At 51.6% G+C, this 21,600-nt stretch carries 22 protein-coding genes and 1 pseudogene; 3 read left to right on the top strand and 20 right to left on the bottom strand.

Annotation, left to right across the window (positions count from 1 at the left end):
• The first annotated feature begins 52 nt into the window (after window positions 1-52).
• Entirely contained in the window at window positions 53-268 is a 216-nt protein-coding gene (locus tag HZB31_15800) for a MoaD/ThiS family protein (GenBank protein MBI5849382.1), read from the top strand.
• 21 nt (window positions 269-289) lie between these two features.
• Here HZB31_15800 and HZB31_15795 read toward each other — a convergent pair whose 3' ends face one another.
• The 13 genes from HZB31_15795 to HZB31_15735 form a co-directional block, all read right to left on the bottom strand.
• On the bottom strand, window positions 290-853 hold the full coding sequence (locus tag HZB31_15795; protein ID MBI5849381.1) for a hypothetical protein: 564 nt from the start codon (window positions 851-853) through the stop codon (window positions 290-292).
• 188 nt (window positions 854-1,041) lie between these two features.
• On the bottom strand, window positions 1,042-2,778 hold the full coding sequence (locus HZB31_15790; GenBank protein MBI5849380.1) for an aldehyde ferredoxin oxidoreductase: 1,737 nt from the start codon (window positions 2,776-2,778) through the stop codon (window positions 1,042-1,044).
• 245 nt (window positions 2,779-3,023) lie between these two features.
• Window positions 3,024-3,395, bottom strand: a complete 372-nt coding sequence (locus HZB31_15785) for an HIT family protein (GenBank protein ID MBI5849379.1) — start codon at window positions 3,393-3,395, stop codon at window positions 3,024-3,026.
• 212 nt (window positions 3,396-3,607) lie between these two features.
• Complete coding sequence (locus tag HZB31_15780) at window positions 3,608-4,882, bottom strand: ammonium transporter (protein ID MBI5849378.1); 1,275 nt, start codon at window positions 4,880-4,882, stop codon at window positions 3,608-3,610.
• A gap of 250 nt (window positions 4,883-5,132) precedes the next feature.
• Window positions 5,133-5,471, bottom strand: coding sequence for a P-II family nitrogen regulator (locus tag HZB31_15775; protein MBI5849377.1), 339 nt, complete (start codon window positions 5,469-5,471; stop codon window positions 5,133-5,135).
• A 97-nt stretch (window positions 5,472-5,568) separates the two neighbouring features.
• Window positions 5,569-6,948, bottom strand: coding sequence for an ammonium transporter (locus tag HZB31_15770; GenBank protein ID MBI5849376.1), 1,380 nt, complete (start codon window positions 6,946-6,948; stop codon window positions 5,569-5,571).
• Window positions 6,949-6,971: 23 nt separating this feature from the next.
• Window positions 6,972-8,108 (bottom strand): porin, encoded by a 1,137-nt coding sequence (locus HZB31_15765; protein ID MBI5849375.1) that lies wholly within the window; start codon window positions 8,106-8,108, stop codon window positions 6,972-6,974.
• Window positions 8,109-8,138: 30 nt separating this feature from the next.
• Window positions 8,139-8,408, bottom strand: a complete 270-nt coding sequence (locus HZB31_15760) for a hypothetical protein (protein MBI5849374.1) — start codon at window positions 8,406-8,408, stop codon at window positions 8,139-8,141.
• Window positions 8,409-8,549: 141 nt separating this feature from the next.
• Complete coding sequence (locus HZB31_15755; protein ID MBI5849373.1) at window positions 8,550-9,785, bottom strand: homocitrate synthase; 1,236 nt, start codon at window positions 9,783-9,785, stop codon at window positions 8,550-8,552.
• Window positions 9,786-9,795: 10 nt separating this feature from the next.
• Window positions 9,796-10,560 (bottom strand): ATP-binding cassette domain-containing protein, encoded by a 765-nt coding sequence (locus HZB31_15750; protein ID MBI5849372.1) that lies wholly within the window; start codon window positions 10,558-10,560, stop codon window positions 9,796-9,798.
• The gene (modB, locus tag HZB31_15745; protein ID MBI5849371.1) at window positions 10,560-11,225 is read right to left on the bottom strand and encodes a molybdate ABC transporter permease subunit; all 666 of its coding nucleotides are present in this window, start codon (window positions 11,223-11,225) and stop codon (window positions 10,560-10,562) included. Before modB ends, HZB31_15750 begins: the two co-directional genes overlap by 1 nt.
• A 15-nt stretch (window positions 11,226-11,240) precedes the next feature.
• Window positions 11,241-12,038, bottom strand: a complete 798-nt coding sequence (modA, locus tag HZB31_15740; GenBank protein ID MBI5849370.1) for a molybdate ABC transporter substrate-binding protein — start codon at window positions 12,036-12,038, stop codon at window positions 11,241-11,243.
• Window positions 12,001-12,921, bottom strand: a complete 921-nt coding sequence (locus tag HZB31_15735; protein ID MBI5849369.1) for a radical SAM protein — start codon at window positions 12,919-12,921, stop codon at window positions 12,001-12,003. Before HZB31_15735 ends, modA begins: the two co-directional genes overlap by 38 nt.
• Window positions 12,922-13,427: 506 nt before the next feature.
• On the opposite strand from HZB31_15735, the gene HZB31_15730 reads away from it, so the two are divergent.
• Entirely contained in the window at window positions 13,428-13,970 is a 543-nt protein-coding gene (locus HZB31_15730; protein ID MBI5849368.1) for a hypothetical protein, read from the top strand.
• Between the two features lie 105 nt (window positions 13,971-14,075).
• Window positions 14,076-14,546 carry an isoprenylcysteine carboxylmethyltransferase family protein gene (locus HZB31_15725; GenBank protein MBI5849367.1) on the top strand — a complete coding sequence of 157 codons (471 nt, stop codon included), beginning with the start codon at window positions 14,076-14,078 and terminating at the stop codon, window positions 14,544-14,546.
• 43 nt (window positions 14,547-14,589) lie between these two features.
• Here the strand turns inward: HZB31_15725 and fdxB are convergent, their stop codons facing one another.
• From fdxB to HZB31_15690, 7 genes and pseudogenes are all read right to left on the bottom strand, one after another.
• Window positions 14,590-14,865 carry a ferredoxin III, nif-specific gene (gene fdxB, locus HZB31_15720; GenBank protein MBI5849366.1) on the bottom strand — a complete coding sequence of 92 codons (276 nt, stop codon included), beginning with the start codon at window positions 14,863-14,865 and terminating at the stop codon, window positions 14,590-14,592.
• A gap of 51 nt (window positions 14,866-14,916) precedes the next feature.
• A complete protein-coding gene (locus tag HZB31_15715) occupies window positions 14,917-15,336 on the bottom strand; it encodes a P-II family nitrogen regulator (protein ID MBI5849365.1) in 420 nt (139 codons plus the stop codon).
• Window positions 15,333-15,650, bottom strand: coding sequence for a P-II family nitrogen regulator (locus HZB31_15710; protein ID MBI5849364.1), 318 nt, complete (start codon window positions 15,648-15,650; stop codon window positions 15,333-15,335). The genes HZB31_15715 and HZB31_15710 overlap by 4 nt, the downstream gene beginning before the upstream one ends.
• A gap of 105 nt (window positions 15,651-15,755) precedes the next feature.
• A complete protein-coding gene (gene nifX, locus HZB31_15705) occupies window positions 15,756-16,151 on the bottom strand; it encodes a nitrogen fixation protein NifX (protein MBI5849363.1) in 396 nt (131 codons plus the stop codon).
• Entirely contained in the window at window positions 16,151-18,790 is a 2,640-nt protein-coding gene (gene nifE / locus HZB31_15700; GenBank protein MBI5849362.1) for a nitrogenase iron-molybdenum cofactor biosynthesis protein NifE, read from the bottom strand. Before nifE ends, nifX begins: the two co-directional genes overlap by 1 nt.
• Before the next feature lie 96 nt (window positions 18,791-18,886).
• Window positions 18,887-20,395 (bottom strand): nitrogenase molybdenum-iron protein subunit beta, encoded by a 1,509-nt coding sequence (gene nifK, locus HZB31_15695; protein ID MBI5849361.1) that lies wholly within the window; start codon window positions 20,393-20,395, stop codon window positions 18,887-18,889.
• Window positions 20,392-21,600: pseudogene (locus tag HZB31_15690) on the bottom strand (nitrogenase molybdenum-iron protein alpha chain). The gene nifK and the pseudogene HZB31_15690 overlap by 4 nt, the downstream one beginning before the upstream one ends.

The raw sequence follows: 21,600 nt of genomic DNA, 5'->3' as shown, positions 1-21,600 counted from the left end.
GGTCAGGGGAACTCAAATCATGAGGGCACGTCTGCTATAATAAGACATGCATGTGAAGATCAAGCTTTTCGCATCGTTGCGCAAGTTCGGCCCTGATGAGCAGATCATTGAATTGCCTGACAAAGCTACGATCGACGATGCAATAGACTCACTGAATATTCCGAAGACCGCCCTGCTCAGGATCGTCAATGGGGAGCACAGACCTGCAGTACACCAGCTGAAGGACGGGGATGAACTGGCACTCTTCCCGCCCATAGCGGGCGGATAGGCTCCGCAGACCAACTTCTTCCTAAGCCGAAGATACCGAAAGCAATATCTCGCAGCCTGCTGTCAGACTGTCCTTCAGTTTTCTGAGATCAACAGGCGTGTTGTCAAGCTCGGTCCGTCTGCAGCCCTTCCAGAAATCCTGAGACAGGCCGGCCATGAAGATCAGAAGATCTTCTGCCTTTAGGAAAACGCCCCTCTGCAGCAGACCGGGATCCATTTCTGCCATAAGAAGATTGAAGATCTTTATTCTCACACAACCCTCTTTCAGGCTGCATGCGTCAGCTTTTTCATGGTAGGTAATCGCATTCCGAAACGAGGAATAGGCACCGCCCCTCCTCAGTGTAGCGCCAACGAGACCGGGCATGGCAGCCGAAAGGGCGAGGACTGAACCGTCCTTTACAACTGCTGCTTCGATATCATCAACCGCTTTGCCGTCAAGGATGATCGACTGTATCTTTGCTATAGTTTCCTCGTCTGCCCTCAGCTCTTCCCTCAAAAACACGGCTACGCTGCAGTTGGCACGGCACCTGATCACCACGCCCTGCTGGAGCAGCAGGAAAAATTCCGTAAGGAACGGTCTATCCACAATAAAATCAAGATGGGGAAGTGTCTGCATTTCAGTGATATGGATTAAAAATCGGGTTCATACCATTTTTTCGCCTCACGCTGTAATCCTGTCAGAAGGGTTTGCAGTGTTTCTGCCTGCTGCAATGCAGGGCCACAAAAAAAGGAGGAGAGACTTACGCCTCTCCTCCTCTGAAATGCACGATTAGCCTACCAGTTAAAAACCTTGTCCAGATCCTCGTCCTTGACTTCGAAGGTAACATTATGCGGCGCAAATTTCTCTGTTTTGAAATAGCTCGGCAACCGGTCATGCTGCGGGGTGAAACCGGCGGCCTTGTTAAAGTCCCGTTCCATCTTGAGCACCATTTTGCCCAGATCAGTCACACCGTCGCCGGTCAGGTTCAGTCCGTAGAAGGCATTGAGCAGATCGAGCAGTGCCTGGAAGGTATCGGGCTGATCGAGCACCGCAAAGGCAATGAAAAGGCACATGCCCGTAGAGTCGATCGCCGCGGTCGCGATCTGCAGGTTCCGGGAGAGCTCGATCTGGCCTTCAGGTTTGAGTGCGTTCACATCGCCGCCGACCTTCAGGACGTTTGCAGTAACAGCATACCCTGCAGTGTGGTCCGCGCCCATAGGGCTCGTGGCGTACGTGACGCCGATGCCCTGCACTGCACGGGGATCGTACGCCGGCATAGCCTGGCCCTTGACCACCGGAACACGCTCTACGCCAAAGGCCTTGCCGGTCAGGGCAGCTCCGTTGCCGAGTATCCTGCCGAGGTCTGTTCCCTTGCCGACCTCGTGCACCATCTTGATCGCAGCGTCCGCATCGCCGAACTTCGCAAGCCCTGCTTCCATTGCAACCGCAATCGTCGCGCCCATCTCGATCGTATCAATGCCGTAGGTGTCATCAAGGAAGTCGAGCATGGCGATCTTGTCCATGTCGTTGATGCCGCAGTTGCCGCCGTGGGCCCAGACCGTCTCATACTCCGGCTGTTTGGTCAGAAAATGACCGTCCTTGTCATTATAGGTACCCGAGCACTGAATAACACAGCCGCGGTGGCAGCCGTGGGTCGGGTTCGCCCCGCGCTTCTTTTCGGTCTCAGCCAGGGTCTCGCCGCTGATCGCAGCAGCTCCGTCAAAACGGCCCTGTTTAAAGTTGTATGTCGGGTACCCTCCAACCTCATTCAGGATGTTCGTAAGCACGTTCGTGCCATACGCAGGAAGGCCCTGCCCGGTGACCGGGTGCTTCTTAAGACCATCGACGAACCTCTTGTTGGCGTCCTTGAACTTCTCGGGGTCCTTCGGCGGCCGCATCGACATGCCGGTATCGTCAAGCACAATGACCTTGATATTCTTGGCGCCCATAACAGCGCCGACGCCACCACGGCCCGCATGACGGGTAGGCCTCAATTCCATGTCCGTAAACGCAACAGTCGCTGCGCCCATCTTCATCTCACCGGCAGGCCCGATCGAGATGCAGCATATCTTATCGCCGTATTCCGCCTTCATCTTCGCGATAAGGTCGTAATTGGTGAGCATCTTCAGGCTGTTGTCAGCCGAGATCCTGACCCCGTCCTTATTTATGAAGACCTTGTACAGATCATCTCCCTTTGGCTTCCCTTCAAGCACAATCGCGCCATACCCAAGCCGCGCCATTACCTGCGCAGCCTGTCCACCGGAGTTCGCCTCCTTGATGCCGCCGGTAAGCGGGCTCTTGCAGCCGACAGAGATCCTGCCTGACATGGCACTCGCGGTACCGCTCAGGAGACCGGGGGCTATGACCAGCTTATTCTCTGCGCCCAGAGGGTGGCATAACGGAGGGACCTCCTTCGATACGATCGCAGAGGTCATCGCCCTGCCGCCAAGACCAGCATAGTCGCCAACCGGAACTGTTGTTGCCTTTGGACCACCTTCTGCTCCCACATCGACTCTCAGGATCTTATCCATACCTTCCTCCTTATTCTTTCCAGCGTTTCTCTGCCTGATTAAATTCAGCGTATCAGGACGGCAACCGTCGTTATCATTCATGACAAGGGTTATACGCGACTATACTCAGAATATAGGGTAATACCGACGGTTTGTCAAATCAAAACTGCAGCGTATTCATAACTGTTGCAGGCAAAAGGGAATTTTAAAGAACTTTGCTCACTATCGGCAGATTTTTCGACTGATCATAGCCGTTATGACGCTCCTCAATAGCTCATTTTGTGGCGTATGACTCCCTTTACAGCGCGTTCGCCATTGACGGTTTCTCCCTTCATTCTCGGGATGAGATGGATATGTACATGAAAAATTCGCTGGCCGGCGGCCTCTCCAATATTCATGCCGATATTATATCCATCAGGATTCAGTTCCATGTCGATAAGACCCTTCATTCGCTCAAGGAGTGAGAGCGTTTCATTTTTTTCTTCTATCGAAAGCTTGAAATAGTCATCCACATGGCGTTTGGTGATGATAAGCGTATGCCCCTCGCTCACAGGCCGTCGATCGTGGACGGCAAGAGCATGCTCGTTTTCGCCAAGCACGTCTTCCGCCGGTATTGCACAAAATGGACATACACTCATCCTCTACACTCCACATACTCATATTTATTCTACGGAGCAGATTATATCATGTTTCAATTTTTCGCCATAATCAGCAGTGCGATGCGGTAGCAGGAAAAGCGCAGGCTTGATGCCGGCAACGTTTGAAACGAGGTGTATTCGCAAAAAAAGGGGAACTTACCGTTCCCCTTTTTTGCAGCATCTTCTTCTCTGCGTGAAGCTCTTCACTGTCGTTACATCTGATAGCCATTCTCCTCATGCTGGCTGAGGTCAAGACCCATCAGTTCTTCTTCATCAGAGAGTCTGAGGCCGATCGTCCAGTCTATTACCTTAAGTATTACCAGGCTTGCCACAAAGGAAAATACTGCCACCACCACTATCGACATAAGCTGGACCAGAAGCTGGTGTGGATTGCCAAAGAAGAGTCCGTCAGCGCCTGCTGCATTGATCGCCTTCTGCGCAAAGAGGCCGGCACCGATAGTGCCGAGTATGCCGCCAACACCATGTACACCAAACGCATCAAGAGAATCATCGAATTTGAGTTTCGGTTTCAGAGAAAGCGAGAGGTAGCATATCGAACCGGCTGCAACGCCGATCATCAGCGCCCCCATGGGGCCCACAAACCCTGATGCAGGGGTAATGGTCGCAAGTCCTGCAATGGAGCCGGTTGCGGCACCGAACATGGTCGGCTTGCCTCTATGGAGCCATTCAATGACCACCCATACCAGCGTTGCCGTTACTGCAGCGATATGCGTTACAACAAAAGCCATGGTGCTGAGGCCGCCTGCTGACAGCGCGCTCCCGGCATTGAATCCGAACCAGCCAAACCAGAGCAGGCCTGCACCGAGAACTGTCATCGGCAGGTTATGGGGCGGCATGGCCTCCCTCAAGTAGCCTCTTCTTTTCCCTATGACAAGCGCCGCAGCCAGGGCTGAAATGCCTGAGGTGATATGCACGACAATACCGCCTGCGAAATCAAGGGCGCCCAGATTCCTGAGCCACCCGCCCGTTCCCCATACCCAGTGGGCAACCGGGTCGTAGACCAACGTCGACCACAGCAGGGTAAAAACCAGAAACGCCGAGAACTTCATCCTCTCGGCAAAGGCCCCGGCAATCAGGGCAGGGGTAATGACCGCAAACATCGCCTGATAGATCATAAATGCCATATGCGGTATGGTCGCCGCATAATCAGGATTCGGCTCGACGCCGACGCCCCTCAGCCCTATCCAATCCAGACTGCCGATCAGGCCGTTGATATCAGGGCCAAAGGACAGACTATAGCCTACAAGTATCCACTGCACGCTCACCAGCGCTATGGCCACAAAACTGTGCATAAGCGTGCCGAGAACGTTCTTTTTTCTGACCATACCGCCATAAAACATGGCCAACCCGGGGGTCATCAACATGACCAGTGCTGCAGAAAGAAGAACAAATGCGGTATCTCCTGAATCGACCTTGCCGACGCCTTCTGCAGAAGCGGACAGTGGCACGAGCATCATTACTATCATGCCAAGTAGTATAAGTGTTTGTTTTTTCACAGAAAACCTCCCTGAATAATGAGTGCACTACTGTTCACAGGAAGGAGGCGAAAAGTATGCCAGATATGACCTTCTTGATTTTAAAGGAAAAATTAACAAAGAAACCCTGAGACTTCCTACATTTTTGTAGCAAGTCTCAGGGCAATCTCCAGATTTTTCTATTTTTTCAAAGTGTTATAGCCAAGCTACATTTTTGTCTACTATACACTTTTGTTGCTTTTTAGATGGCGGTCTCTCCTGTTTCGCCGGTCCTTATTCTGATGATCTGCTCAAGGGACGATACAAATATCTTGCCGTCGCCGATCTTGCCTGTCTTGGCCTTCTCTGCGATCGTTGAGATAGCCTTTTCGACCATGGCCTCGGAAACCACTGCCTCTATCTTCACCTTGGGTATGAACGAAATGTCGTATTCAGCGCCGCGGTAAAGCTCTACATGCCCTTTCTGCCTGCCGAAACCCTTCACCTCGGTGACGGTCATACCCTGAATACCGATCGCATTGAGGGCATCCTTAACTTCATCTAACTTAAACGGCTTTATGATCGCTTCTATCTTCTTCATGATATTCCTCCTTGTTTGTTAGTCGTTGGGGTTCAGGGATTGGGGATCAGCAGTTTCCGAAAAACCAACTCCTACCCCCCAAACCCGAGTCCCCTTCTTATAAGTTGTATGCCTTCTCGCCGTGCTGGCTTTCATCAAGACCGATAAACTCATCTTCGTGATCAACCCTCAGGCCAACCGTATATTTAATGACCATGAAGATAATCGCTGTCGCAACTGCGCTATAGGCAAACGTTATCAGAGAAGCCAGGATCTGCGTCCAGAGCTGGCCGGGATTGCCGTATAACAGGCCTTTACCAGCCTCATTGATTGCCGGGTCTGCAAAGACTCCGGTCAGTATGGCTCCGATGGTTCCGCCAATGCCATGAATGCCGAAGGCGTCAAGTGTATCGTCATAGCCTAACTTGGGCTTCAGATATGCCACTGCAAAGAAAGGAATGATACCTGCTGCAAGGCCGATACAGATCGCACCGCTGATATTCACAAAGCCTGCTGCAGGCGTGATCGCAACCAGTCCGCCTACCGCTCCAGAGGCCAGACCGAGCACGGTCGCCTTTTTTGAGTGCATCCATTCCACTACCATCCAGGCCAGGGCTGCAACAGCGGCTGCGGTGTTGGTGTTGATGAAGGCAGCGCCTGCAAGACCGTTTGCGGCAAGGGCAGAACCGGCATTGAACCCGAACCATCCGAACCAGAGCAGGCCGGCTCCGGTAACAACAAGTGTCAGGTTGCCCGGCAGGAGTGCCTTCTCCTTACGCTTCCCAAGGATGAGAGCGCCTACGAGCGCGGCTGCTCCGGCATTGATATGGACAACGGTCCCACCGGCAAAATCAAGAGCTCCCATTTTGCTGAGGAAGCCGCCGCCCCATACCCAGTGCGCAACCGGGATATAGACCAGGGCAAACCACAAAACCGAAAAAAGAATCCAGGCCGAGAACTTCATCCTCTCGATATACGCACCGCTTGCAAGAGCGACGGTAATGGCTGCAAAGGTCATTTGATACACAATAAAGATATATTCCGGTATGGTCTTTGCCAGATCATTGATGCTGTTTGGACCGACACCATTGAGGAAGGCCTTTGCACCATCGCCGATGAACCCTCCCAGATCTCCGTTAAAAGAGAAACTGAAACCAAAGATCACCCAGAGTACGCTCACGATGCAGAACGCTACAAAGGACATGGCCATGGTATTAAGGGAGTCCTTCCGTTTTGCAAGACCTCCGTAAAAGAGGGCCAGCCCCGGAATGGTCATAAGCATTACCAAGGCTGTTGCCACGATCATCCAGGCAGTGTCGCCGGTGTCGATCTTGGGCGGGGCAGGCACTGCCGCTGCCGCAGGGGTTGCTGATGCCGGCTCCGTTGCTGCTACTGCAGCCGGGGCAGGGGCATCAACAGGCTTCGCTTCTTCAGCAAAGACGAACCCCGCAAAGAGTAAGTAACTGAGCAAAATGGTAATGCTGATAAACCTTTTCATGATAAACCTCCTTTATTTCTATGTTACCAGGAGTACATAACCGCTAAAGCGATCGTATCCTGGCTCTTTTTGTTCATGATATCACGATGACTGTCAAAGGTATTCGCTCCAGCCCAGTCATGTCTGTACTCAGGCCGCAGTATGATGCCGTTTGCAAACCGTATCTCGGGAGTAATCGTGATCTCCTTCATGGCCTGTTTTATGCCGGTCCTTACGCCGTCACTGTCTTTAAAGTATTCGCCCCTGACCGCAATGCTGTATCGGTCATTGAAGTCATACTTGGCGATCGCTGCATAGCCATACCACTTTGCATCATCGACGTGAGGGCCCATATCTTCCTTTGCATAGTCAACATTCAGGATCAGACTGAGGTTCTTCATTGGCTTGATGGTCGCCACCCAGTCAAAGAGGAACCGGTTGTTGGAGTTGTTATCAAGCTGCTCAGGCCCATACATGGTATTGAAATACATCGAGAGCTGCTCCATCGGCGCATAACCGATGCTAAGACCTACACTCTTGCCCTTGTTGTTGTCGCTGGTATTGTCCCAGCCGTTTACGACATGAAGGTTTGCGCTCAATTGATCAGTAAAACTATAGCCTGCCATCAGACCGGTATGGGTAAACGGAATGGCATAATTAAACAGAAGAGAACGGGAATAGTTCGGGTTGTCCTTTGCCTCGATCACCTCAGCGCCAAAATAGGTGGCATACTTTCCAAGGCGAAGCTTGAGTCCCTTGCCGACAGGAGCAAGATACTCAATATAGGCCTCGGTCAGGTCAAAGGCGTCGCTCTTTGACGGATCATCGCCGTCATTGATCCCCAGACCTCTTGAATGTATCCACTTTGCGGTCTCGCCGGCCGAAAGCTTCAGTTTGAATCCGACGCCGTTCATGGGTGCGTCCTTGGTAAAGACGATCTGAGCAAGATCAAGATTAATGCTGTTTGCCTCATGATCAAAAACGCGGAGCCTGTTTTCTCCTGAATCAGGGTTCCTGAAGTTATACGTGTACCCGCCCTGCAGATAGACGCTGAGGCCCAAAGCCTTCTTGATCTCGTCGGCATTCAGACCAGCAGGCTTGGCCTCCTCTGCGAAACTGCTGAATACGATTGCAAATACAAAAACCAATGTAACCCACATACTGAAAATAACCTTTTTCATAATCTCCTCCTAAATATTATTATTTACCGCCTAATGCGGTTCTTTCTGCTCCTGATTGTCTTCATGTTCTTCAGCTGCTCCCTCGCTCCAGCGCACCTCCTTTGTTCTGAGGCTGTATTTATTGATTTTATATCCGATCATCCTCTCCGTAATGCCCAGCTTCTTGGCCGCCCGTGCCATCACCCATCCGCATTCCTTCAAAGCCTTAAGGATCTCTTCCTTTTCGAGCTCTTCAATCCGGCATTTAAGAGAAGTCCCTTCGTTATTCATATCAGGGAGATAATGCCAGAACCATGCCATGTTAAAACTGTCTGATTTTTCACGATAATTTAGAATAAGCCTTACTACAAAATTGTGCTTTACTACAAAATTGTCTGCTTTATTTATTACTACTGACGACAAATCACGGGGAAAAGAACCTGTGGGAAACCGGGGACAGACTCAGGGAGTAACCGTAAGTATCATGCGCACGGCATCAGGGTACCGTGCCACCATACGCAGTTCGTCATCAGTCAGCTGCTTCTGGTTATGAAGGTTTGCATACTGAACAAGGTCGAGGATAGCACGCGCCTCCCTGTCGTTCTGAAAGTGAATACCGAGCTTATCATACACATGCCTGAAACCCTTGATGCCGCCGTATTCCCCGGTCGTAATGACACGGCCGGTCTCGAGCAGCTCAGGCTCGCCCCTGCCGACATCTTCGGGATCATACAGCTCATAATTCCGCCGGTCTTTCAGGGCTCCGTCCGCATGGATCCCTGACTCGTGCGCAAAGGCGTTGGCACCCACACCCGGCTGGTTGATCGGGATCGGCAGACCAAAGGCGTACGAGGCGTATTTCGCGATCTTCCAGGATTTTTTGAGGTCCATATGCCGGTCGCACCGCAACTTCCTGCTGAGCCCATGGGAAAATTGGAGTGCGAGCATTGAAGATACAAGATCGCAGTTGCCGCAGCGTTCACCATATCCGTTAAGTGTCGTATTGATATAACAGTCTATACCTGCCTCTGCAGCCCCGAGTGCGCCTGCTACGGAGACCGCTTCTGCCATGCCGAGGTCGTTATGGCAATGCATCTCGATCGGAAATTGCGCTGCACTACCCAGAGCCCTGATGCGCTCATGGATGGTTATGGGGTCGTCTGCGCCGAGGGTATCGCAATAGCGAATACGGTCTGCGCCTGCCTCTTTGCCGGCAAGCGCGAAATCGATCAGCCTCTGCAGTTCGGTCCTTGAGGCATCCTCGGCATTGATGCCGACGGTCTCGGCTCCAAGCTCTCTTGCCAGTCTGACAGCACTGGTCATCGACTCGACAATATCTTCCCAGGTCGTCTTGCCCTGGAATTTACCGTTGATCATGATCTCCGACGTCGAGACCGAGAGGTTCAGGTGCCGCAGGTCAGGACAGTTCTGAAAGGCAAGTTCAACATCGCTCGTTATTGCCCTGCACCAGCCCTGAAGCCTGATGCGTTTGAAAGCCCCTGCCTTTGCAAGTGCGAGATTGGCATTGATATAGTTTCTCTCGTGCTTGAGCGTAGGAAAGCCGATCTCGCTCTGGAACACACCCATCTCGTCAAGATAGAGGTTGATCATGGTCTTGGCAAGTTTGGGCAGCAGAATGCGCGAGGTCTGCACCCCATCGCGGTTTGTCACATCAATAAAATAGATCTCCCTGGTCATGGTCTTCCTTTCATCTGCTTGCACAGAATTCGCTGCTCAGGCAGGGTATTGTCGGCCGGGATCTCCCGCTGAAGCGTGAGAGTGTCGACACTTCTTCGCATGATGGTGAAATAACTATCTCTTCCGGCGGACCGGCCTGCATGACCCGGCCTTCTGCATAGACGATCATCCGGTCTGCCAGGGCAAGGGCCTCATTCGCATCGTGCGTTATGAGCAGGACCGGTATCTTGTACGTCTGCTGGATCTCCTTCAGGATGGCCTGCAGCTCAAAGCGTATCGGCATATCGAGTGCAGAGAACGGCTCATCAAGAAGGAGTGCGTCCGGCCGCCTGATCAATGCGCGTGCAAGGGCCACACGCTGTTTCTGGCCGCCAGAGATCTGCGAAGGCAGGCGGTCCTCGAGGTCTGTTATGCGGAACATGCGGAGCAGGTCGCAGCAGCGCTGTTTCTGTTCGGTTTTATCGATGCCATGCGCTCCATAGCAGATGTTCTCTGACACGGTCATATGCGGAAAGAGCGCCAGGTCCTGAAATACGTACCCTATGGAACGCTTCTGCGGGCTGGTGTTCACACCTTGCACTGCATCGAACAGGACCGTCTCGCCCAGGACTATTTTCCCTTCGTCAGGCTCCAGCAGTCCGGCGATCATCTGGAGGGTCATCGATTTTCCTGCGCCTGAGTATCCGAAGATCACAGCAAGTTCGTTGTTGATCTCCCAGAACGCATCAAGGGTGAAACCGTTGAACGTTTTGCGTGCAGTGAAGGAGATGCCCATCAGATCGTCCTCCGGCTGTACAGGTTCGCGACATAGAGGAATGACCCTGAAATCAGGGTAAAGAAGGCGACCATGGCCGCGGAACGGGACCATTCCCCGCTGCTTGCCATAGAATAGATCGCTATCGGCATGGTGTCGGTCCTTCCCGGGATGTTGCCGGCCAGCATCAGGGTCGCTCCGAACTCTCCCATGGCACGCGCAAATGAGAGCACCGCTCCTGCTATGAGGCCTTTCTTTGCGAGCGGCAGTATTACACGGAGGGCGGTTTCGAGTTTCGAATGGCCGAGCGTGTACGAGGCATTGATCAGGTTCCGGTCAACCGATTCGAGTGCAGCGCGTGCCGTCTTGACCATAAGGGGGAGGGCAACCACAAAGGATGCCAGCACCGCCGCCTGCCAGGTAAATATAATCGACCATCCGGTCAGTTCATAGAGCTGCCTGCCGAGGAAGCCGTTCCTGCCGAAGATGACCACGAGAAAAAATCCGGTCACAGTCGGTGGCAGCACGAGCGGCAGGGTGCAGAGCATGTCGAGTAGTTCTTTGCCCCTGAAGTCCTTCATGGCAAGGAGGTATGCAAGCGCCACGCCGACAAGGACTATCAGCATTGTCGCCAGAAAAGCGACCTGCAGTGAGAGCCTGAGCGAAAATAGCGCTGCGCTGTCCATGATCGTTCTCCTTTCTCAGGGTTTTACAATAAATCCGTATTTTCTCAGGATGTCGCTGCCCTCTTTTGAAATGACCATGGCAATAAAGTTCCGCGCTGCCATGTTGTTTTTTGTCCCCCTGATTACCGCAATGGTATAGACAACAGGCCTGTGACTTGAAGCAGGGGCCTCGGCAGCAACACGCAGTTCTTTGCTTCTTCCCATGGCATCGGTCAGAAAGACCATGCCAGCATCTACCTCCCTGCGTGACACATAGTCCATCACCTGCTTCACCTGTTCCCCGTAGACCAGTTTTGGCTGCACTGCGTCCCAGAGGCCGAGACTTCTCAGGGTCTCCTCGCTGTATTTTCCTGCAGGTACCGATGCCGGATTGCCTATGGCGATCCTTGTTATCTCCCTTTTTCTGAGGTCCGCAAATGAAAACAGCTGTCTCGGCGCATCTGATGTTGTTATGAGCACCATGGCATTGCCGGCGAAATTCGAGCGTGTTGCCGGCATGATAAAGCCGCTGCCCTCAAGGCTGTCCATCTCTTTAGGCGAGGCCGAGGCAAATACATCAACAGGCGCGCTGTTCTCGATCTGCTTCTGCAGCATGCCGGAGGGGCCAAAATTATAAGCGACCCTGACACCGCTCTTCTTTTCATAAAGCCTGCCGATCTCCTCAAAAGGGGCCTTCAGGCTGAGCGCTGCAGAGACTGTGAGCTCTGTCCCTGCAGACGCTTCTTCCACAAACAGGACTGCAAAAAAACCTAAGAGGAGCAGAAGAATAAAACGCTCAAACCATTTCACAGTATTCCTCTCCAATCCGTGCATTCAGCACCTCAAGCTCCATGTCTTTGTCTTCACCCAGCACACCGCAGGCATCAGCGCGGCACTGCTTGCAATGGGACATCTGCTCGATATGGGGGGCACACCCACTCCGCATTTTTGCGATCATATCATTGGACGGCCTCTGCAGATGCTCAAACTCTGCCTGCGGAATAAGCGGCATAATGTTATGGATGTCCGCTCCCTTCATTCCTGCAAACCAGGCGATCATCGGTATTTCGGCATCGTTTATCCCCGGTATATAGACCGTATTCACCTTCACCATAAACCCGGCGTCGATTGCATTGATAAGTCCTCTCTGCTGGTTAATGACAAGCTGTTCAGCAGCCTCTCTGCCCCGGAGAGTTTTGCCCCGGTAGCTGGCCCGGGAATAGACCTTTTCAGCAACGATATGGGTAAGGGCATTGATCGTAATGGTAATGCTTTTGACGCCCACGCGCATAAGGTCTTCTATCCTGTCAGGCAGGCAGAGTCCGTTTGTAGAGACGCAGAGTGTCAGATCAGGAAACGCACGGTGAATAGCAGCCATGGTCTCAAAGGTCGCGTCATTGGCAAGCGGATCTCCCGGTCCTGCTATGCCGACAACGGTAAGGTTATCGTTCCGTTCGAGTACGGCTTCCACTCTTTCAAGGGCCTCATAGGACTTTAAAACCCGGCTGGTGATACCGGGCCGCGATTCGTTAGCACAGTCGTATTTCCTGATGCAGTACCGGCACTGGATATTACAGGCAGGTGCAACCGGCAGATGGATTCTGCCAAACTTGTGATGGGCCTCCTTCGAAAAGCACGGATGGGTCTTCTTTATGTCCCTGCCTTTGTATAACGGTATCCCTGCCATGATCATCCACCTCTCTTTCCTTGATTTCATATATGCATTTGCAATAGAGGTGCCAGATTGTAAGGCCTTGATAAATTAAGAGATTGCGTTTATTTAAAAAAGCAAATTGCGCCAGTGATGTAGCTATTCCGACAAATTTGTAGTTACTATTGCACAAACAGGGCAGAAGTAAGATAACGACCTGCGCGGCCTCTAATACTTACTCTTGTAAATCATCAGTGACACAATTGCCATGTTATACCATCATGGCTTTTAGTCCGTGATACCAGGAAATACCATTAGGCAAACAATTTCCCCATTGATTTATTAAATCGGCACTTAAATACCGCAACTTTTGTCATTCCGGCTTGTCCGGAATCTTTCTTTGTTTTCAGAAGGATTCCCGACGCGCTTTGCTTGCGTGAATGACAGTATTTAGTTGCCGGGTTAATAGTTAAATTTTTTCTTCAAAAGCAGGGAGTGCTATGCTATCATCTCGCTTATGAGACCAGAAAAAGCCCTCGGGGCATATTAGTTGTCCTGCACATATAAAACAAATGATTAAAGAAAAATTGAATGATTTCGCAAACAATTCTACTACTCGAAAAGATACTTTTGCGAGATTCATTTTAAAATTACTATTCCCATTTGCATTCCTTTCGCCGGTTCTTTATTTCATGCCTTGGAAGACGACTCTAACTTACAGATTAGAAAAAGACTTCTATTCTCTATCAATTATTGTTGTTGGCACAATCCTTTATATTAAGAGCAGGAAATTGTACATATCAGATACGGATGCATCAGGCTCCAGAAATGAGATATTTACCTTTTGGCTTCCAAAAAAACTACGGTTGACGGCAAATAAATTCATGCTGCGCTTCGCCCTGATTGTCGTTACTGCTTTTTTTATTTCAACGCCAATTGTCTTTTGCCTGCTGGTTATAAACCAGGGCTTCGATCAGACTCAGCCAAAGATAATAATTAAAGAAAAAAACAGTGTGAAAGAACAGCTTATCTTGAAAAATGGCTATTTAGGATATCCATACGTCACCGAAATTCGCAGAATTGAAACAGATGCCAAACCATTAAATACTGAATGAAAAAGATTCAGAGCAGAACAAGCACATCAACACCGACCGGGCATGGCCGCTGTTTGTTTTTAAGTCCCACCACATTGCTGCCCGTAGGATTATGTTTTTCGTTATATGGATAAAAACAATTTTCTTGAACTAAGATTTCCGCCGCCGGTCGTGTTTCTTGCGTTTGCGGGACTCATGTGGCTGACGTCGGTCTATATCCCCTGGGCCACGGTTTCCCTGCCGGCAAAGATGCCGTTTGCATTGGCAATTGCGGCAGTGGGCTGCCTGCTTGCCGGTATAAGCATAGGTTCTTTTCTTCTTGCCAGGACAACGCTGCATCCTGATAAACCGATAAAAACGACAACGCTTGTAGTTACCGGTGTATATTCGATAACCCGCAATCCCATGTATCTGTCGCTTCTCTTCGTTCTCATCGGATGGGCGATCTATCTGGCAAACGTTGCTGCTGCTCTTTTGCTTCCCCTTTTCGTGTCTTACCTGAACAGGTTCCAGATCAAACCTGAGGAGCGTGCACTTGTTTCATTGTTCGGCAGTGAGTTCGAGGCTTATTCCAAACGGGTCAGACGATGGCTATAATCACTTCGAATTCTGAGATTTCTGCCAAGGGGCAATTTCACAATCAAATCTCGACATGGGACTGGCACCGTTTTGTACAAGTCCGCGCGCAGGCCTCGCAGCCGATGCAGTTATGAGGATTTGCGACAGACATCACCTTATTGCCCATGTCATCTCCAAACTCGTCCTCACCCTCAAAGGGCTTTTCGATCAGTTCAAGCACCTCTCTGCCGCATACCTTGTAGCATCTTCCGCAACCGATGCATTTATTAACGTCTATCGATTCAATGAATTTAGGGACCCATGTCTGGGCGCCCCGTGTATATCCTATGATTGCCATGGTATTCCTCCTTTGCGATAAGGGCAGGCGCGAGACCTGCCCCTACAATTGCTACGCTATTGCCTCTCCGCCGGTCTCTGATGTCCTGACTCTAATTGCTTCTTCGATTGGTGAAACAAAGATTTTGCCGTCGCCTGTCTTACCGGTTTGACTCACCTTTATCAGTGACTTCACGATCTTACCGACCAGGTCATCCGGCACCACCATGGTAAGCATCCTTTTGGGAACAAAAAGTGCCACCGTAGGAAGCGCATGCTCAAGGGCATAGGTCGCGGGCGTCGGTTTCAGTTTTGCGGATGTGCAGAAGCTGTCCGGCATGTCCGGGTCAAGATCATTATTGCAGACGATTCCCTTCTGCTTCCCCCTGCCGTCAACACTCTGGATGGTAAGCGAGGGGAAACCGAGTTCCTCTAACACCTTTTTGGTCTCAGGGAGCTTGTCCCTTCGTATGATTGCGGTGATCTCTTTCATAACACGGCCTCCCCTGTCCGGACCGTGTAGGCTGACTCAACAGGGCTTATGAATATCTTGCCGTCTCCGACAAAGCCGGTTCTGGATTTATCCATCATGAGTTTGACCACCTTCTCCACATCTCCGTCATTGACGACCATCATGACCAGCATTTTGGGCAGTTCGTCATAATGTATAGGACCTACCTGCAAACCCTTCTGTTTTCCCCTGCCGAAGACCGGCATTTTGGTGAGTGACGGAAAGCCTGCCCCCTCTAATGCCTGGACTACTTCCTGCTCTTTTTCCGGCCTTATAAATGCTCTGATCATCTTCATGGTTACTTCCTCCTTTTATTTGGTATCAGCATTCAGCCGATAGCCGTTTGTTAAAATAGATCAATAATTGTGAGTCTGTTTTTGCTGAATCCTGACAGCTGATGGCTAATCGCTGTTCATCGCTTTCCTCAGCCACGGCGGCGGTGAATTTTTTAAGGTCTCGGAAAGTTTCTGCACGGACTCCTCGATGCTTACCGGCTCCTTCACCTTCACCGGCATGATGCCCTTCCGGGCAAGACGCGCTGCGGAAGGTCCTCCGATCTCGGTCAGGTAGATAATACGACAATCCGATATCCTGTCCACCTTGTTTTCGACCCGTTCGTCATGGATCTTGCCCATGCCCTTTGTCTCTTCAACGGCAGTATCTATACCTTCAGAAAACCTCCGTATCTCGACCAGGGAATGCCCGCTGCTATTGAGTTCATAAATGACAAACATGCCGGCCCTTCCGAAATGCTCGTTTACGCTTATCCCGTCTGTTGTAGCAAATGCAACTTTCATCAGTGCACCTCCTTTGCAAATAGTGTTGCTGCTTCGTGTATGAGGGACTGTGTCCCCCGGTATCCGATCGTGACCCTGTTGGTATTGCCAAAGACCTTATACACAGGGAAGCCTGTCTGGAGCAACGGCGCTCCAACCCGCGCTGCCGTATCTGCGGCATGGGAGTTCGCTATGATCAGATCGAACTCCCCTTCGATGCAGGAAAGGTCTCCGACGACAATGCTGTCTGCCTGTATCAGTTCTGCCGCAGCAGAGGTCTGGGGTACAACCGCAAGGGGAATGTCTGCTCCCATTTCTTTGGCCCAGCGGGATGCCTGAAGCGCATGATCAGGTTCAAGAGCAATGCATATCCGCTTACTGCCGAAAAAGGCATGAGCATCCCTCATGCTGTCAGCAAGCACCCGACGCTGCCTCTCATACCTCGGCGGAACCAATCTTCCCGCGAGCATGCTGAGCGTCTCCATGAACAGGCCTGTATCTTTCAGGCCTGCAAGGCTGTCGAATATCCTGTACTCGATCTCAAACCGTTCTTTCATGATCTGCGCTGCAGGCTTCAGGCTCTTGCCAATCACCAACGTAAACTCAGAACTGCCCATGGCTGAAATCTCCTGTATCCCGGTGCCTCCTGATGCAAGCGGCGATATGCCCTGCCTGCTTCCGTCAAGACAGGAGAGGTCAGGCAGAATGATAGGTCTAAGGCCAAAGGACTCTACTATCTCCCGCAGCTCAAGAAAATCAGCAGGGGTCAGGTGAGATCCAACAAGAATATTTACCTGGCCTTTTATGCCAGCCTGACGACGGAGGGGAGCAGCAGCAATGCCTGTCAGCGCTTCTACCGCTTTTGCATACCCTGTTTCAAGTCCTCCCTCATAGTCCGGTGTCGGTATATGCAGGACAGCTGCCGTTGAACGTTCAACATTAAAGGACCTTATGAGGGCTGCGATGTCATCGCCCTTCACCTCTGTCAGCCCTGATGTCAGTACGCCGATCAGATCAGGACTGTTTTTCGCGATGAAGCCTCTGACCGTCTTCAGCAGGGCCTCATCGCTTCCCATCACTACATCCTCGGCAAAGAGCTTAGTCCCTGCAAGGGCTATCGGTTCCCTGAAATGCTTTGTCAAAAGCACCTTGCCAAGGAAGGTGCAGCCCTGCGCTCCGTGGATGATCGGCAGTGCATTATGTATGCCCTGAAGTGCCATGGCAGCACCGATCGACGCCGAATGCTTCAGCGGATTGATAAGACAGTTTTCAGCCGACAGCTTTAAGCTTTCAGCTTTTTCTCCGTCATCTGTATTTAATATATTTTCTTGTCTGCAAGCTGATCGCTGATCGCTGAATGCTGTATGCCTGCTATAAAACCTGATGCTGTTGCTGATCTGCTCTGCAATATTGACCAGCCCGTCATATCCTGCGTAGGCCACATGCCGCTCCTGGTTGACATCGATAAAGGGATACCCTTCCTTGATCGCAAGATACTGGTTTCTTCCCCCTGCAACAAGAATATCTGCGCTGCGCTCTTTAAGAAGCTTTTTCAGATTGTTCGGTGTTACATCTTCAACGAGCAAAGCATCATTGCCGAGGATCTCCTTCATCTTCTCTTCGTCTTCGGCAGTGCTCTTCTTGGTTCCAACCGCAACGATCTCTATGCCGAGGTCCATAAGTGCTGATATGAACGACCAGCTCTTTACCCCGCCAGTATAGAGCACCGCCTTTTTCCCTCTCAGATGCTCGTATGCTCTGAGCCTGTCATGCAGCTTCTGCTCCTCAACTGCAATGACTTCTTCAATCCTGTCTGGTAGTTGGAGGCTGTCGGCTGACAGCTGACAGCTGATAGCCCTTAGCGCCTTCGCCATTTCGGTTTTGCCGAAGAACGAGACCTCAACGTAGGGAATGCCATATTTCTGCTCCATGCCTTTGGCAATATTGATCAGCGCCCTGCTGCATACGACCACATTCAGCTTTGCCCGATGCGCCCAGGTGATCTCTTCAAAGGTCGCATTCCCTGTCATGCTGGACAATATATTGATTCCTGCCCGTTTTAGAACAGGCTCGATCAGATAGAGGTCCCCGGCAATGTTATATTCTCCGATCAGGTTGATATCATGCTCCGTTGTTTTGGCCGGTCTCCCCGTTCCGATAACATGCTCAAGCAGCACTTCACCTGCAATGCGGTTGCCGAGATTCTTAGGGCCTACAAAACCGGGCGCACTGACCGGTAGCACCCTGATGCCGAGTTCCTGTTCAGTCTGTTTACAGACCGCTGCAATGTCTTCGCCAATCAGTCCACTCACGCAGGTTGCATAAACAAAGATTGCCTTTGGCTTCACCTTTTCATAGGTAGACCTGATTGCGGCACTGAGCTTCTTCTCTGAACCATACACAATGTCCAGTTCACTCATGTCTGTAGTAAACCCCATACGGTGCAGGGTCCCCTGCGAAGAGCGGGTGCCCCTGCCTTCCCAGGAATTTCCGCAGCAGGCGATGGGGCCGTGGACAAGATGGGCCGTATCTGCAATGGGCTGAAGCACGATCATGGCACCGTCAAAAGCGCAGGACTCGCCGCCGCGTGAGCGGCAGATCTTGCCGCTCTTTTCGGTTTTGCAGCCATGCTCTGTCAGTTTGTCTATATTAGTAATCATGAGAGTACCTTCTTTAAATCCCCCTCATTCCCCCTTTGCCAAAGTGGGAAGAAATAGCCCCTCTTTGTTAAAGAGGGGTAAGGGGAGATTTGTTAGCTACCGTATTACATCAAAACTCGTTGTATCGATCGTATTCCTGTCGAGCTCGTCCAGAATGGTATTAACCAGCATGGTCACCAGATTGAGTGCTCCCTGATACCCGATGATCGGATACCGGTGCAGATGATGCCGGTCAAAGAGCGGGAACCCGATTCTTATGAGCGGTGTCCCTGTGTCACGCGTCAGAAACTTCGCATACGAGTTGCCGATCAGGACATCCACCGGCTCGGTAAACAGAAGCGACCGCATATGCCACATGTCCTTGCCAATATATACCTTGCCGTTAACACCAAAGGGGCTTGATGCAAGCAGCTCGTTCGCCTCTGCCTCGAAATGTTTGTCACCATTGGTGCAGACGACATGCACCGGCTCGCCTCCCATCTCCATGATAAGACTGATCATGCCCAACAGTTGATCGGGATCACCGACCAGGGCAAAACGTTTGCCGTGAACATACGGGTGCGAGTCCACCATGGCGTCCACTACTCTTCCGCGCTCTGCTTCGATCGCAGCCGGGACCGGCTTGCCGGTGAGCTTGCTCAGCTCAGCAAAGAAGGCATCGGTGTTTTTGATGCCGATCGGTGAAAGGGTCAGAGTCTTCTGGCCCCATTCCTTCTGAATAAAATCCAGGGTCTTGGCGGTTGAGTATTTCTGGAGCGCTATCGTCCCGATCGCATTCACCGCATCCATTGTGTCCGGAAGCGGAGTGCCGCCCGGATAGAGCTTGTATTCTCCGGTGTTTGGCGAATCAAAGGTCTCACTCACATCCGCAAGCAGGGTGTATTCGATCCCCATCAATGACAAGAGCCGTTTGATCTCATGGTAGTTGCCTGTATAGGTATCGAACCCCGGAATAATATTCACCTTTCCGTTTGATTCGCCTTTCTTGCCCTCAGAAAGGGCCTTCAGAATGCCCCTCAGCATATTGTCATATCCGACAATATGGGAACCGACAAAGCTCGGTGTATGCGCAAAGGGCACCGGCAGGTCCTCGGGGATCGAGCCCTTTTCACGCGCTGTTTTGATGTACGCGTTCAGGTCGTCGCCGATCACCTCTGCCATACAGGTCGTAGATACCGTGATCATCTTCGGTTTGTACAGGGTATAGGTGTTCTCCAGACCTTCGAGCATGTTATTGAGGCCGCCGAATACTGCTGCGTCCTCGGTCATGGATGTCGAGATCGCTGCAAAGGGCTCCTTGAAATGTCTGCTCAGATGACTTCTGAAATACGCAACACAGCCCTGCGCGCCCTGCACAAAAGGCATGGAGCCGTCAAAGCCTGACGCGCAGAAGACTGCGCCAAGAGGCTGGCAGGCCTTTGCAGGGTTGATCTTGATATTCTCCCGCTTAAAGTTCAGTTCCTTATATTCTTCGGTCCTGGTCCAGTCAGAGATTTCCTTGATCTTTTCCGCAGGCCAGGGCCTTTCGAACTCTTTCTTGCGCTCGAACTGCTCCTGGTAATCCGGCTGACAGAACAGCTCATTATGGTCTTTTATCCGTATCATTTCTTCCTCCTTATCAGGTCCCAGGTGGGGCTGTTGACCGTCATGTCCATGTCCCGCGCAAAGACCGGGAACCCGTCAAATCCGTGGTATGGGCCTGAGTAATCCCAGGAGTGCATCTGACGGAACGGCACGCCGAGTTTGTGGTACGAGTATTTCTCCTTGATACCCGAGCCGACCATGTCCGGCTTCAGCCTGCGGGTTCATTTTTCTCCTTGATACCCGAGCCGACCATGTCCGGCTTCAGCCTGCGGGTGAATTCCTCAAGCTCGTATAAGGTAGCGTCGTCCATGATCACCGCGCCTTCCTTCAGCTCCGGGTATGTGCGCTTATAATCATCACTGTGGCCGAACTCGTACCCGGAAGCAACCACTTCCATGCCAAGATCCTCATATGCCCCGATGGTGTGGCGAGGACGAAGACCGCCGACATAGAGCATCACCTTTTTTCCTTCGAGCTTCGGACGGTACTGCTCCACGATCTCATCCATCATCGGCTTGTACTTTGCTATCACGTCTTCCGCATTCTTCTGGATTTTCTCGTCGAACCGGGCTGCTATCTTCCTGATGCTGTCATACGTCTTTGTCGGCCCGAAGAAATTGAACTCCATCCAGGGAATGCCGTATTCCTCTTCCATATGCCGGCATATGTAGTTCATCGACCGGTAACAGTGGATCAGGTTCAGTTTTGCCTTGGTCGCGATCGCGATCTCGTTGAGCGTCGCATCACCGGTATACTGTGAGATGACGCGAAGGCCCATCTCTTCAAGGATCTTCCGCGAGGCCCAGGCGTCGCCGCCGATATTGTAGTCACCGATCAGGGCAACATCGTAGGGAGTCGAAGTATCAAGCTGCCCTTTGCCAAGCACGTAATCCTTGATCGTGTCGTTGGCAATATGATGGCCGAGGGACTGGCTCACGCCACGAAATCCTTCGCACCGGACAGGGACGATCGGATAGTTGAATTCCTTGGCCACCCGCTTGGACACTGCTTCGATATCGTCACCGATCAGGCCGACCGGGCATTCAGAGAGTATGCCGATGCCTTTTGCAAGCGGGAAAAGCCCCTTTAACTCATGGAGTGCTGCATCAAGCCCTTTGTCGCCGCCATACACGATATTCTTCTCCTGAAAATCTGTGGTGATATGCATGGTGCCGAAGGTATCGATGCCGGTCTGGCCGTTATAATAGTTGCGGCGCGACCACCAG

The sequence above is a fragment of the Nitrospirota bacterium genome (genome assembly GCA_016235245.1).
In the GTDB taxonomy this organism is placed as follows: Bacteria; Nitrospirota; Thermodesulfovibrionia; order Thermodesulfovibrionales; family UBA6898; genus UBA6898.
The sequence above is the reverse complement of the archived record's forward strand: the minus strand, read 5'-3'. Positions and strand labels throughout refer to the sequence as shown.